14 protein-coding genes are annotated in these 13,626 nt (G+C 73.6%); 9 read left to right on the forward strand and 5 right to left on the reverse strand.

The genetic code is table 11. The features are described from left to right. Positions 1–22: 22 nt before the first annotated feature. The 3 genes from OG896_RS20280 to OG896_RS20290 form a co-directional block, all read right to left on the reverse strand. The gene (locus OG896_RS20280) at positions 23–532 is read right to left on the reverse strand and encodes a hypothetical protein (protein WP_329367380.1); all 510 of its coding nucleotides are present in this window, start codon (positions 530–532) and stop codon (positions 23–25) included. 146 nt (positions 533–678) lie between these two features. Continuing rightward, complete coding sequence (locus tag OG896_RS20285) at positions 679–1,278, reverse strand: HdeD family acid-resistance protein (protein WP_329367382.1); 600 nt, start codon at positions 1,276–1,278, stop codon at positions 679–681. A 114-nt stretch (positions 1,279–1,392) separates the two neighbouring features. Beyond that, complete coding sequence (locus OG896_RS20290) at positions 1,393–1,761, reverse strand: DUF4267 domain-containing protein (RefSeq protein ID WP_329367384.1); 369 nt, start codon at positions 1,759–1,761, stop codon at positions 1,393–1,395. A gap of 95 nt (positions 1,762–1,856) precedes the next feature. On the opposite strand from OG896_RS20290, the gene OG896_RS20295 reads away from it, so the two are divergent. Then, positions 1,857–2,438, forward strand: coding sequence for a TetR/AcrR family transcriptional regulator (locus tag OG896_RS20295; protein ID WP_328466193.1), 582 nt, complete (start codon positions 1,857–1,859; stop codon positions 2,436–2,438). 152 nt (positions 2,439–2,590) lie between these two features. Here OG896_RS20295 and OG896_RS20300 read toward each other — a convergent pair whose 3' ends face one another. Both OG896_RS20300 and OG896_RS20305 read right to left on the reverse strand, forming a co-directional pair. Beyond that, the gene (locus OG896_RS20300) at positions 2,591–3,256 is read right to left on the reverse strand and encodes a nitroreductase (RefSeq protein ID WP_329367386.1); all 666 of its coding nucleotides are present in this window, start codon (positions 3,254–3,256) and stop codon (positions 2,591–2,593) included. Positions 3,257–3,402: 146 nt separating this feature from the next. After that, the gene (locus tag OG896_RS20305; protein WP_329367387.1) at positions 3,403–5,580 is read right to left on the reverse strand and encodes an acyltransferase family protein; all 2,178 of its coding nucleotides are present in this window, start codon (positions 5,578–5,580) and stop codon (positions 3,403–3,405) included. 300 nt (positions 5,581–5,880) lie between these two features. Between OG896_RS20305 and OG896_RS20310 the strand changes: the two genes are divergently transcribed. The 8 genes from OG896_RS20310 to OG896_RS20345 all read left to right on the forward strand — a co-directional run bounded on the left by OG896_RS20310 (position 5,881) and on the right by OG896_RS20345 (position 13,561). Then, entirely contained in the window at positions 5,881–6,873 is a 993-nt protein-coding gene (locus OG896_RS20310) for a S8 family peptidase (protein ID WP_329367389.1), read from the forward strand. Further along, positions 6,870–7,655 (forward strand): GAF domain-containing protein, encoded by a 786-nt coding sequence (locus OG896_RS20315; protein WP_329367391.1) that lies wholly within the window; start codon positions 6,870–6,872, stop codon positions 7,653–7,655. The genes OG896_RS20310 and OG896_RS20315 overlap by 4 nt, the downstream gene beginning before the upstream one ends. Before the next feature lie 55 nt (positions 7,656–7,710). Then, the gene (locus OG896_RS20320; protein ID WP_329367393.1) at positions 7,711–7,854 is read left to right on the forward strand and encodes a hypothetical protein; all 144 of its coding nucleotides are present in this window, start codon (positions 7,711–7,713) and stop codon (positions 7,852–7,854) included. A gap of 279 nt (positions 7,855–8,133) precedes the next feature. Then, positions 8,134–8,298, forward strand: a complete 165-nt coding sequence (locus OG896_RS20325; protein ID WP_328466179.1) for a hypothetical protein — start codon at positions 8,134–8,136, stop codon at positions 8,296–8,298. 228 nt (positions 8,299–8,526) lie between these two features. Then, complete coding sequence (locus OG896_RS20330; RefSeq protein WP_329367395.1) at positions 8,527–9,768, forward strand: radical SAM protein; 1,242 nt, start codon at positions 8,527–8,529, stop codon at positions 9,766–9,768. Beyond that, positions 9,765–10,994 carry a glycosyltransferase gene (locus OG896_RS20335; protein ID WP_329367397.1) on the forward strand — a complete coding sequence of 410 codons (1,230 nt, stop codon included), beginning with the start codon at positions 9,765–9,767 and terminating at the stop codon, positions 10,992–10,994. Before OG896_RS20330 ends, OG896_RS20335 begins: the two co-directional genes overlap by 4 nt. 110 nt (positions 10,995–11,104) lie before the next feature. After that, the gene (locus OG896_RS20340) at positions 11,105–11,911 is read left to right on the forward strand and encodes a class I SAM-dependent methyltransferase (RefSeq protein WP_329367399.1); all 807 of its coding nucleotides are present in this window, start codon (positions 11,105–11,107) and stop codon (positions 11,909–11,911) included. 120 nt (positions 11,912–12,031) lie between these two features. After that, positions 12,032–13,561 carry an MFS transporter gene (locus OG896_RS20345; protein WP_329367401.1) on the forward strand — a complete coding sequence of 510 codons (1,530 nt, stop codon included), beginning with the start codon at positions 12,032–12,034 and terminating at the stop codon, positions 13,559–13,561. Positions 13,562–13,626 lie beyond the last annotated feature (65 nt).

Here is a 13,626-nt window from a genome sequence, read left to right on the forward strand (position 1 = left end):
GGCACCCGGGCGCCCGTGCTGCTTACGGGTGGTAGATCTCCTCCATGGCGGTGACCTGGTTCTTGCTGTTGACGCGGTAGTAGAAGTCCGCGTTGGTCAGCTTGTGGGAGACCAGCCAGCGCGGGGCGACCTTGTGCGGGGACGTGTCGACGTTGAGGTTGAGGACCTTGACGGAGGCGGTGGACGGGACGACGAGGGAGCGGGCCGCGCCGCTCGGCGTGTAGACGACGTCCTCGTCGTTGTGCGTGTTCACCTTGCAGGTCTCCGGGGTGACGCGCACCGTGACCTTGCCCTTGACGAGCTTGGCGGAGTGGTACGCGAAGAAGTGGTCGTAGCCCTTCGGCTTGTAGCACGCCTTCCAGTTGCCGGCCGCCGCCGCGGACACCTGCACGGACTCCTTCGCCACGGCGCTGACCGCCTTGGCGCCGCCCGTCGGCGTGCCCGAAGCGGCGTAGGACGACCCGCACGCGGTGCCGAGGAGCACGGCGGCTGAGCCCAGGACGACGGTGGTGAGCGCGAAACGGCGGTTCATGTATTTCCCCTATGCGACGGTCTGGTCATGTGCGTCGACTGACACTCATGAGGAGGGTGAGCCGTCGGAAGGGGTTTCCACGGTGCGTTCCCTGTGACGAGACGGTGACCACTGTCATACGACCGCGACGAACACCCGCGCGAACGTCAGGCGGGGGTGTGGGCGGGCGGCCGGGTTCGGGTGGTCAGGGAACGGAGGCTGATCGCGTGGACGACCTCGGCCACGCCCAGGACGATCAGCCAGATGCCGGAGACGATCGTGAGGGCGGTCAGCGAGCCGAAGGGGGAGACGATCAGCACGATGCCCGCCACGAGCGTGATCGCGCCGAAGAACACCTGCCAGCCGCGGGCCGGCAGGTCCTCGGTGGAGACCGCGACGGCGACCATCATGATCCCGCGCAGCAGCCAGCCGAAGCCGATCCACAGCGCCAGCAGCAGCAGCGACTCCGCGGCGCCGCGGAAGCAGATCAACCCGAGCAGCACGCTCAGCGCCCCGGTGACGAAGGACAGCGCCCGCATGCCGCCGGGCACGTGCGGGCCGAAGGCGCCGGCCAGTTGGAGGACGCCGCTCGCCACCAGGTAGACGCCGAACAGGATGCCCACCACCAGCAGCGTCGAGTGGGGCCAGGCGAGGACGATGACGCCCAGGGCGATCGCGGCGATTCCGGCGGTGAGCAGTACCTGCCAGGCGGATCGGGCGAGCGCGGCGAGCGCGCCTCCTGGGACATCGCCGGAGAGATGGGTCATGGCACTCCGCCTTTCGCGCACCGGCCGTGACGGGCCAGGGGTCGTTCCACCGTCGCACGACCGCCGGAAGCCCGCAGGTCGAGGCGGTGCGGGGGCCGTGCGGCCCCGGCCGGCTCAGACGGCGAAGAGCAGGGCGGCGCTGATCAGGAGGGTGACGGCGGTGGCGAAGTGGATGCCGAACGCGACCGCCCGGGTGCCGCCGTGGCGCAGCACTATCAGGGTGTCGCCGAGCGGCAGCAGCGCCACCACCAGCATGAACCAGGCTTCGGCACGGGCGCCGACCAGGATCAGCAGCACCAGGCCGAGCACGCCGTACGTGCCGTCCCGAACTCCCTTGACGGTGAGGAAGGCGGCATCGCCGTCCGGCTTGGCGGGCACGCCGTAACCGGCGGCGGCCGGCCGGGGCTGGAGCAGGAACCGGGCTCCGATGAAGACCACGAAGAGGTTGAGGACGACGGCGAGGGTGTACGCGGTGGCGGTCATGGCGCATCTCCGTTTCAGCGATTCTAGCGGTGCTAGCGACAGGAATGAAGCTAGCAGATCGCTGGCACGGATTCTAGCGATGCTAGAATCAGGTCATGTCGATCCAGACGCGCCGGGAGCGCGAACGAGCGGAGCGCGAGCAGCTGATCGTCACGACCGCGCGGGAGCTCGCGGAGGCGGAGGGCTGGGACGCCGTCACCACCCGGCGGCTCGCCACCGAGATCGAGTACAGCCAGCCCGTCCTGTACAGCCACTTCAAGGGCAAGGGCGCCATCATGGCCGCCGTCGCCGTACAGGGCAGCGCCGAACTCGCCACCGAGCTACGGGCGGCGCGCACCGCGGCCCACGGCGCCCGCGCGGCGCTCACCGCGGTGGGGGCGGCGTACACCTCCTTCTCGCGGCAGCGCCCGGCGCTCTACGACGCGATGTTCACCCATGCCGTCGAACTGCCCTTCGCCACCCCGGAAGCCCCCGCCGCCCTGCACGACGCCTTCGGTGAGATCCTCCGGGCGGTCCGGCCGCTCGCCGCCGGCGACGACCCGGGCGTCCTCACCGAGACCTTCTGGGCCGGCCTGCACGGCCTGGTCACCCTCACCCGCAGCGGCCGACTCCCCGAACCCGCCCGCGCCCACCGGCTTTCCCTGCTGATAGCCCGCTTCGCCCCCGCACCGGACTGACCCCGCCCGCGGAACGCGCCGTTCGCGGAACGCGCCGTTCGCGGAACGCGCCGTTCGCCGGTCCGCCCGTTCGCCGGTCCGCCCGTGCGGCGCTGGCCGGTGCGGCGAACTCCCCTTGTCCGCAGGGCCGTTCACGGCTGCCGCGTCGGCTGTCAGGGGCCGATGAAGCGGACCGTCTCCGTCATGTCCGCGCGGTCCGTGCGCAACGGCGGGACGCGGTCCTGCTCGTGGCCCACGGCGAGGCCGCACAGCAGGACGAGGCCGTCGTCGGCGCCGGTGGTCTCGCCGACCGTCGTGCGGTACATCGTCCACATCACCTGGGGGCAGCTGTGCAGGCCCTCCGCCCGCAGCAGGAGCATGACCGTCTGCAGGTACATCCCGGCGTCGGCCCACTGCCCGGGGCCCATGGTCCGGTCGAGGTAGCAGAACAGGACGACCGGGGCGCCGAAGGCCGCGGAGTTCAGGGTGGCGATCTTCGCGGGACGGTCCGCGTCGTCCCGCGCGATGCCGAGCGCGGCGTACCGCTGGGCGGCCGCGGCGGCGAAGCGGTCCCGGTAGGGCGGGACGAGTTCGGCCGGGTACATCGGATACTCCCGGTCGTCGCCGGGGTCGCCCGCCCGGGCCCGGGCCGTCGCGCGCCGCTTGAGCGCGGCCAGCGGCTCGCCGGTCACGACGTACACGCGCCAGGGCTGGAGGTTCCCGCTCGACGGCGCCCGCGTCGCCGCGGCCAGCACGCGGTCGAGCACGTCCCGGGCCACCGGTTCGTCGCTGAACGCCCGCACGGCCCGGCGGCTGTCCACGGCTTCGTACACGTCCACGTCCGCACGTCCTCCCGCTCGGCGACGGCTGTCCCCGTATCCCCGTACCGTGCGCGACCGTATACGCCCGCGTACGAGGGGACTTCAGCGGGCGTCGTCACGCGGCGGGCGTCTTCACGGGCGGGCGCGCTCCCGGGTCCGCGCGTTCACGGGCCGGTGCGCAGCGGCGTGGCGAGCAGGGACGACAGGCGGCGCCCGAGCGCGGGGGTCAGCGCCTGGGAGTAGCCCTCGGCCATGTGGCTGTCGTCGCGGTAGACGAACGTGTCGGCGGCGACGACCGGGCAGGCGCCGGCGCTCGGGCACAGCCAGGGGCGCGGGTCGATGACGCCGACGTCCTGGGCGCCGGCCGCCGCCCGGGCCGCGGCCGCGACCACCGGCTGCTTCGCCGAGCCCGCCACGGTGTTCGCGCACCGCCGAAGGTCCAGCGGGTAGGCCGCCGCGCAGTCCACCGGGTCGCCCTTCGGCCAGGGCGTGTCCAGCAGGGCCACCACGCGGGCCCCGGTGGCGCGCAGCGTCCGGAAGGTACGGGCGTACCCGTCGGTCCACTGCCGCAGCGGGTCCTTCGCGCGGGCGGCGGGCGTGGCCGAGTCGGAGGACGAGGTGACCACCAGCCAGGGGTGCGACTCCGCGATCCTGGCCAGCGCGTGGGCGCGCCAGGTGTCGCAGGAGGTGTACGTCCCGCTGCCCCGCTTGACCGGCACGTCGGCCACCTTGCAGGACGCCTTGGTCAGCGACACCAGCTTCCAGTGGTTCGCGCGCGCCAGCCGGTCCATCGGCTCGAACCACTGCGCCGCGTGCGAGTCGCCGAACAGCACGACCACCTTCGTCGAGTCGAGGTCCCCGTACGCGCACTCCGGCGAGTCGGTCGCGTCGTACCCGACATGGCAGTCGTCCTGGTAGACGGGCGACCGGACCGAGGTGACCTGCTCCAGCCGCGGCGTGAGGTTGCTCGGCAGCGCGTCGTTCGGCGCGGCCAGCAGCCGCGCCAGGCTCGCCTCGGGGTCGGGCGCCGCCGCCAGCGTGCCGGCGAGCGAGGGCGCGTGCCCGCGGGTGGCGATCGCCGGCGGGAAGAGCTGCGCCACCAGCGACACCGCCACGGTGCCCGCGGTGATCCCGAGCCCGACCGCCAGCGACCGGCGGGGGCGGGCGCGCAGTGCCCGGTGGAAGCGCACCGGGTTCTCCACCAGCCGCATCGTCACCCAGGCCAGCGGCAGCGCGACCGCGGACAGCGCCAGCGCCAGGCGGACGGACCCGGGCCGGTGCAGCGCGGCGGGGCCGATCACCAGCAGCGGCCAGTGCCACAGGTACCAGCCGTACGAGAGGCCGCCCAGCCACGTCGCCGGGCGCAGCCCCAGCAGCGCCCCCGCGCCGGCCCGTCCCGCCGCGCACCCGCCGCCGACCACCGCGACGGCGGCCAGCACCGGCAACAGGGCGCGGCTGCCGGGGAAGACGGTCGCGTCGTCGAACCGGAGGGCCGCGTAGCCGATGCCCGCCAGCCCCGCCCACGTCGCCGGCGCGGCCACCCACCACGGCAGCCGCTCCAGCCGGCCGGCCGCCAGCGCCACCAGCGCGCCCGCGCCGAGCTCCCAACCCCGCGTCTGCGGGCCGAAGTACGCCCACGACGGCGAGTCCGCGGTGGTCGTCACGCTCCACCACAGCGACACCAGGCAGAGCGCCCCCAGGGGCAGCGCCAGCACGGCCGGCGGCAGCGCGAACCGGCGGGCCAGCCTCCAGCCGGCCAGCAGCAGGAGCGGCCACACCAGGTAGAACTGCTCCTCCACGGCCAGCGACCAGAAGTGCTGGAACGGCGAGGGCGGGCTGTTCTGCGCCAGGTAGTCCGTGCCGGTCGCCGCCATCCGGATGTTCACCGCGTACAGCGAACTGCTCAGCGCGTCCGCGACGTACTGCCCGAACCGGGCCTTGTACAGGTAGAGCCAGCTCCCGGCGAGGGTGGCGACCACCACGAGCGAGGAGGCGGGCAGCAGCCGCGTCATCCGGCGCCCGTAGAACGCGGGTATGGACAGGCCGCCGGTCGAGGACAGCTCGCGCAGCAGCGCCGAGGTGATCACGAAGCCCGACACCACGAAGAAGACGTCCACGCCGACGTATCCGCCCGCGACGTGCCGCACTCCGGCGTGCGAGAGCACCACGAGCACGACGGCGACGGCCCGCAGCCCCTGGATGTCCCCGCGCAGGGCCTTCCGCGCGGGTGGGCTGCCGCTGGGGGAGCCGTTTCCGGAGCCGCTCCGGGTCTCGCTTCGGGTCTCGCTCCGGGTCTCGCGCGCTCGGCGCCTCTGCTCGGTGGCCGGGAAAAAGTTGCTCACGGGTGTACGACCGCCCGGCCGTCCCTTCGTTGCCCCGATCGCCAAAGCGTCACCGGCCCGCCGTTTCCCGTCCACCCGCCCGGCCGCCGTCCCCGCGGGCGAGGCGCGGAGCTGCGGGTTAACCGGATGTGAACCGGATACCAGCCACCGCCGAACCGCGGCCGCGAAGACTGGGGCCTCCGGGACGCGCACGACCCGCACGACCCGCAGGACCCGCACCACCCGCACGACGCACACACAGCACACGGCACACACAGGACACGCAGGAGCACCGTCGAGGCGCTGTGGAAGGGGCGACCCATGGCTTCCGAGCCTGGTGAAGCGGGCGGGCCGCCGCATGGGACGACCCCGGGCAAGCCGCCGGCCGGAGTGCCTGAAGCGGTGCGTGAAGGGGCGCGCGAGGGGGTGCGCGAAGGGGCGGCCGACGCGTCGCCCGCGGAGTTATCGGCCCCCGCGCGGGTGGTGGCCCGGCAGCGGATTCGCTTCGCGCACGCCTCGGTGGGCGGCGCGCTGGACGCGGGCCGGGTGGCCGCGGCGCAGCCCGTGGAGCGCGGCTGGGCCTGGGGCGGCGCGACCGGGCGCGGGGTGCGGGTGTGCGTGATCGACAGCGGCGTGGACAGCTCGCATCCGGCGATCGGCGGCAGCGCCGAGTCGTACGTGGCCGAGCCCGACACGCCCGCGCCGGGGGCGCGTTGGGACGTGGTCCCGGACACCGCGGGTGACCTGGCCGGCCACGGTACGGCCTGCGCCGGCATCATCCGTTCGCTGGCGCCGGAGTGCGAGCTGACCAGCGTCCGCATCCTCGGGTCGGGTCTGCGGGGCAGCGGCGAGGCGCTGGTGCGGGCGCTGGAATGGGCGGTGGAACGGCGGTTCGCCGTCGTCAACGTCAGCCTGTCCACGCGCCGCGAGGAGCACAAGGAGCGGCTGCACGACCTGGCGGACGCGGCGTACTTCGCGGGCGTGACCCTGGTGTCGGCCGCGCACAACAGCCCGGTGGACAGCTATCCGTGGCGCTTCCCCTCGGTGCTGTCCGTGGGCGCGCACGCCGAGCCGGACCCGGAGTACGTGGAGGCCAACCCGGACCCGCCGGTCGACCTGTTCGCGCGGGGCGTGGCCGTCGAGGCGCCCTGGCCGGGCGGCGGCAAGCGGGTGGTGTCGGGCAACAGCTTCGCCGCCCCGCACGTGACGGGCCTGTGCGCGCGCATCCTGGAGCGCCATCCGCGCTTCCGCACCCCCGAGTTGCGCCACGTCCTGACCGCCACCGCGGGGAACCTGAGGAGGAGCCAGGGATGAGCGGTCCGCAGCACCCAGCACAGTCGCCGTCGTACGACGAGATCCTGCGGTCGACGGTACGGCTGGCCCGGCTGTCCTTCTCCGCCGCCGCGGCCTCGGTCTTCCTGCGCGACGAGGACCAGGGCCTGCTGGTCTTCGAGGCGTCCTCGGGCGTGGGCGAGGACCGGCTGGTGGGCACGGCGATCCCCGCGGGGCAGGGCATCGCGGGCTGGGTGGCGGCCACGGGCGAGACCGTGATCGTACGAGGCGTCGCCGACGACGACCGGTTCGACCGCGACTTCGCGCTCAGCACGGGCCTGGTGCCCGACGTCCTGATGGCCGTCCCGATGGAGCACGCGGGCGAGATCATCGGGGTGCTCGAAGTGCTCGACCCGAAGACCGACGGCGTCGGCGACCTGGACGCCATGGACCTGCTCTCCGAACTCGCCCACCAGAGCACGGCCGCGCTGGCGCTGCTGCTGAGCCACCGGCGCACGGCCCGTACGGGGCTTACCGGGGACGTCGGTTCGGCCACGGGGGCCGGTACGGATGCCGGCCGGGCCACGGTGTCCCGGCCCACCGCCGAACCCCTCGACCGGATCAGGTCCGCCCTCGCCGGAGCCACCGGCCGGCGTGCCGACGCCGGCCACGCGCTGCTCGCCGCGCTCGCCGACCTCCTGGACCCGGCGGCCGGTCCGCCCCCTGGCCCGACTCCGGACCCGACCCCGGACCCGGAAACCGGCTCGACCCCGGACCCGACCCCCGGCTCGACCCCGGACCCGGAAACCGGCCGGGCACCGTAGGAACCCTGTTCGGCACACGCACCTCCACGCACCCCACAGCTACGAGGAGGAATTCATGCAGGATGATTGGGAGCGGTTCGACGGTATGTCGTCCGCACTGTGCCCGCTCTATGTCGACCCCGTTCTGATGGAGGTCGAAGCGCATTCCGCGGACGCCGGCGCCGACGATTCCGGCGAATCGGAAGAAGCCGCGGAATAGCTCCGAAGAAAGCGGATTGTCACTCGCGGAGTACGCGGGAATTGGGCTCTTGGATGGCTCTGGCCTGCCCTTTTGCCGTTTCCTCGGGAAATACACGTCACCTTTCACGGTGCGCTGTTCGGAGTCGGAATTCCTCTTGCCTTTTTACGGCGTGAGGTCGGAAAATGCGGCGAAGCACAAGGGGAATCGACTTATTGACACCCTGGTGGGGCTGCCGTAATCTCGGAAATCGGGGGCGCTCAGCACCCCGAAAACACCTTTACTTCCCTGGAGGAATCCATGTCTGGTGGGGCCGAGAAATTCGAGGGCGTCGAGGTCATCTGCGGCGTGTACGACAAGGACGCCGCGCCCGCGCTCTTGGGCAACGACGTCGAGGGCCACTCCGCCGAGCAGCTGCCGTCGGACGGCGTCATCTGTGGCGTGTACGACAAGGAAAACGCCTGAGCCACAGGGGAGCGGGCGCCGGCGCGCCCGCACCGCCGTTGACGCACCGCCGTTGACGGCACCGGTCCCGGAGGGCCCGGACCGGCGCGTCGCCGCGAGGCCGCGCGCCCGGTCCGGGACCCCTCACGTCGGCCCCCTCGTCCGGCTCCTCGGCCCCTCGTCCGGGACCTTCGTCCCGCCCGTCAGCCCCGCCCGTCACGCCCCTCGACAGGAAGCCCACGGCGAACGATGAGAGTCCTCGAAGGAAAGTCCGGTGTCTGGTACCTCGGTCCCGGCTCCACCGTGCTCATGCCGAAGCGGTTCCACGACGGCGGGCGGCTGACCGCCGAAGGACAGGCCGAGTTGGAGCGGTTCGGCGTCGAGCAGCCCAAGCCGGCCGCCCGCTACAGCCTCACCGTGGTCACCTCGACCGCTTGCAACCTCGGTTGCCCGTACTGCTTCCAGAACACCGAGGCCGCCCGGCCCGGCCGCTTCGACCCGCCGCGCATCCCGCGCGAGGTGCTCGACGGCCCGATGATCGACAAGATCGTGGCCTTCACCGAACCCCGCCTGCGCGCCACCGGACTCGACCGGCTGTTCGTGCTCCTCTTCGGCGGCGAGCCGCTGCTCAACCGCTGGGGCTGCACCGAACTGCTCACCCGGCTCTCCCGGTTGGCCCCGCTGACCGCCTCCATGGTCAGCAACGGCGTCCTGCTGACGCCCCGGACCGCGCGCCGGCTGGAGGAGGCCGGGCTGCGTTCGGCGCAGATCACCCTGGACGGGCCGCGCGAGCTGCACGACAGCACCCGCTTCACCCGGTCCGGACGCGGCACCTTCGACAAGGTGCTGGACAACTGCGCCGCCGTGCAGGAGGCCACCGGCCTGCGGCTGTCGCTGCGCCTCAACACCACCGCCGAGGGGCTGCCGTTGCTCGGCGGCCTCGTCGCCGACCTCGCCGGCCGGATCGACCCGGCGCGCTGCACCTTCGACATCGCCCCGGTGCTCAACTACGAGGGCATGTTCGACCCGGTGATGAAGCGCTCGGCGGACGACGTCGAGGTGCTGCTGCGCGCCTACGCGGACGCCCTGGAGCTCGGGTTCACCGTGGGCTGGCCGGGCGGCAGCGCCTGCGGCTTCTGCGGCGAACGCGACGGCGGCACCGGCGCGGTGATCAACGCCGACGGCACGCTGTACAGCTGCTGGGAGACGATCGGCAAGCCGGGATACGAAGTCGGCAGCGTGGACGACGGCTACCGGGAGTACCCGGCCGACCGGTGGGTGAGCTGCGGCGAGTTCGCGGTCAGCGCCACGACGGCCGCGCAGTCGCGGGCGTTCGACGACGCGTTGACGGTCGGCCTGCTGGAACTGCTGCGTGACCACAGGCGCCGAGCCGCCGCGGCGGAGGCAACCGCCGCACCGACAACGTCCCCGGCCGCGAACGGAGTCGGCGCACGGTCCGGGCCCGGGTCCCTGGCGGTGACCGGCTCGTGAAGGTCCTGCTGTGCCCGCTGAGCAGCGGCGGCTTCCTGCACCCGGCGACGGCGGCGGCCCTGGAGCTGCACCGTCGCGGGCACGACGTCACGCTGTTCGCCGCGGGCGCGGCGGGACGAGCGGCCGCCGCCGCCGGGATCGCGGTCCTGCCCGCGGCGACGGAGCGGGAGCCGTACGCCTTCGACGTGAGCCGCTGGTTCCGGGACGGCGAGTCCCAGTACCGGGTGGTGCGGGACGCGGCGCGGGCGCTGCGGCCCGATGTCGTGGTGACCTCCGTGCTGTGTCCCGGTGCGCTGCTGGCCGCCGAGGTCCTGGACCTGCCGGTGGTCGTGCTCGGCCTGACCTGCCACCTGTGGCCGTACGCGGGCCCGGCGGTCAGTGGGGACGCGGCCGGCTCGTACGCGGACCCGGACGCCGGCTCGGACGGGGGCTTCGACGCCGGCTCGGATGCGGAGGACCGGCGTTGGCGGCTGGCCGAGACCCTCAAGCACCACCAGGCGCTGCGCGACCGGTTGGGCCTGCGCACACCGCAACCCGCCGATCCCGCAAGGCAGTTGCTCGGCCGGGCGTTCCTGCTGCGCGGGCACCCCGGCCTCGAACTGCCGGGAGCGGTGCTGCCGCGGGGCGTACGGCACGTCGGCCCGCTGTGGTGGGAGCCGTCCCCCGACGACGACCCGCCCTCCGCCGGCGCCTCGCCGCACCCCGCTGACGACACCCTCGCGGAGCGCCTGGACCGGGTCGGAAAGCCGCTGGTCTACGTCCACTTGGGGCGCACGTTCGGCGGCGAGAGCCTGTGGCGCTGGATCGACGCCGCCTTCACCGGCACCGGCCACCAGGCCGTCGTGGAGCTGGCCCGCACCAGCACGCGTGCGCCCGCGCCCGGGTCCGATGTCGTCACGGTCCGCCGGCCGCGGATGGGCGATCTGCTGGCGCGGGCCGAGGCCGTGGTCAGCAACGGGACCAGCGCTCCGGTGCTCGGCGCGCTGCTGCACGCACGGCCGTTGCTGCTGCGGCCGAACGGCGGTGAGCAGCGGTTGCTCGGCGCCGCGTGCCTGCGCGCCGGGGTCGCGGCGGAACTGCCCGTGCACCCGGCGCCCGGTGACGCGGTGAGCCGCGCGGTCGGCGACGCGCGGCTGCGTACCGCGGCCCGCACGCTCGGGACCGCGCTGGCCCAGGCCAAGAGCGCCACGGCCGCGGCCCAGGAGATCGAGGAGGCCGCCCGCTGACCACGCCGCAGCCTCGCCTGACGGGGCGCCAACGCACCCGGCCCACAAGCCCTTGAGCCCACCCCAGCCCCGCCCGAGCCCGCCCCGTCCCGCCGGACCGAGGAGCGCACGTGACCGCCACCATCCCCACCGACCACGCCGCCGTCGCCTACGACGCCACCGCCCCGTTCTACGACCTGCTGTCCCAGGGCGACGACTACACCGTCTTCGGGAACATCCTGGAGACGCTGATCAAACGCGCGGACCCGCCGGGGAACAGACTGCTGGACGCCGGTTGCGGCACCGGCCGCAGCACCGTCGCCTTCGCCGAGCGCGGCTTCGACCCGGTGGGCGTGGACATCAGCGCGGGGATGATCGGCGTCGCCCGCGACAAGTACGCGGACCGCGGCATCGAGTTCCATGTCCACGACCTGCGGCTGCCGTTCACCGCGAGCGGCAGCTACGACGTGGTGCTGTGCATGAGCGACATCGCCAACTACCTCGCCGACAAGGCCCACTTGACCGACGCGCTGGCGAGCATCGGCAGCGTGCTGCGGCCCGGCGGCGTGCTCGTCTTCGACGCCAACACCAGCCGCGGCTACACGCTGATGACGTCCACGCACGTCTACGAGTACGACGGCCTGTACGCCACCATGAGCGGGCGCTTCCTGACCCGGGAGGGCGACCCGAAGCGGTTCCGCATGGTCATGAACGCCTTCCGCAGCATCCCCGGGCAGCCGGACACCTGGCGCCGGGAGCGCGTCGAGCACCTCCAACGGCACCACAGCCGCGCGGAGTTCGCCGCCGCCCTGGATGCCGGCGGGCTCGACCTGGTGGCCGCCCACGGCCTGGAGCGCGACGGCTCGCTCTCCGACAGCGTGGACGAGGAAGCGCACACCAAGGGCCTGTACGTCGCCAAGCGCCGCTCCGGCGCGTGACCCGGCGCGCGATCGTCGCCCGTTCCGGCGCCCGCCTCGTATCCCGACCCGTATTCCGCCCCGTATCCCGACCCGCTGTCCGACGCATGGACGATCCGGCTCACGCCCCGGGGGCATGACGTGATCAACCGCAGTTTCACCCTGATCTGGGTCAGCCAGGCGCTGTCCGACGTGGCCAGCGAGATGACGTCCCTCGCGCTGCCGCTGGCGGTCCTGGCGGCGACCCGCTCCGCCGTGGACGCGGCGCTGGTCGCCACCGTCGTCGGCATCGCCCAGCTCCTGGCGAAGCTGCCCAGCGGGCTGATCGCGGACACGTACAACCGCAAGGCGCTGATGCTGCTGTGCGACGCGGGACGGGCGGCCGTCGCGCTGCTGCTCGCGTGCGCGCTCGCCACCGGGAACCTCACCACCATCGTGGCGGTCGGTTCGGCGGCGACGATCGCGCTGTTCTCCTCGGTGTTCGGCCCGGCCGAGTCCGGGGTGCTGCGCCAGGCGGTGCCGTTGGAGCGGCGCCGGGAGGCGATCACCCGGAACATCGTGCGCAGCAACATCGCCATCGCGGTCGGGCCGCCGCTCGGCGGTCTGCTGCTCGCGGTCGGGGCGCCGATGGCGTTCGTCGCGGACGGCTGCTCGTATCTGCTGTCGCTGGTGCTGGTGACGCGCGTCGCCTACCGGCACATCCCGCGCCCCAAAGCCTCTGCGGCCACGGGCACGGGGACGGGCAAGGGCACGGGCGCGGGCGTCGCGGCGGTGAGTCCGCTGCGCAGCACAGCCACCGAGCTGACGCTGGGCTTCGGCTGGGTGTTCCGCCGCAGCGGTCTGGTGGTGCTCGTCGTCTTCGCCGCGTACGTCAACCTGCTCGGCCGCTCCATCGAGCTGCTGGCCGCGTTCGGCGTCTCGCACGACGGCGCGCACCCCGTCTCGGCCGGGCTGGTGCTGACCGCGGCGGGTGTCGGCGGCATCGCCGGCGGCCTGTGCGCGGGGTGGATACTGAAGCGGCTGAAGCCGACCACGATCGTCGCCGCGGCGTCGGTCGCGTGGCTGCTGATGATGCCGTGCGCGTCCACCGGCGACGAGTTGACCAGCGCGGTGGCCGTCGGCCTCGTGGTGTTCTCGCTGCCGTCGGTCGGCTCCCTGGTGGGCCTGACGATCAGCGTGGAGGCCCCGACGCATCTGCAGGGCCGGGTCGGCGGCGCGGTCACCCTGCTCGCCATCAGCATCGCGTGGGCCGGGCCCGGCCTCACCGGCTTCCTCATCGCCGGCCAGGGGCCGTTGACGGCGTCCGTGGTGCTCGCGGCGCCGATGGTGGTGCCGCTGATCGTGCTGGCGGCAAGTCCGCGGCTGCGGGCGGCCGTTCGCAAGATCGGCACCGTCGCGGCCCCGGACCCGGAACCCTCCTCCGGTGACGCGGGCGACGCGGGCGACGCGGGCGACGCGGGCGACACGGGAGACGGCGCGGACGGCGCGCCCGGCGCGGCTCCCGTCGAGGAGGACGTCATGGCGCACGCCTACGAGTCCGCCGACGCCGGCGGCACCCCCTCGCCGTCTCCGGTAGCCGCCGCCCGTAAGCCACTTGACGATCTCCCGGGCGCCCTCGGCCCGTTCACCATGCTCGCCCTCGGTCTCGGCAGGGCCCGCCCCCTGCCGTGACCCACCGGGGCCCACCCGCCCGGCACGTCGAAGGACCCCAGGAATCCGCCGGACTCCCGGGGCCC

The sequence above is a fragment of the Streptomyces sp. NBC_00669 genome, assembly GCF_036226785.1.
Classification (GTDB): Bacteria; Actinomycetota; Actinomycetes; order Streptomycetales; family Streptomycetaceae; genus Actinacidiphila.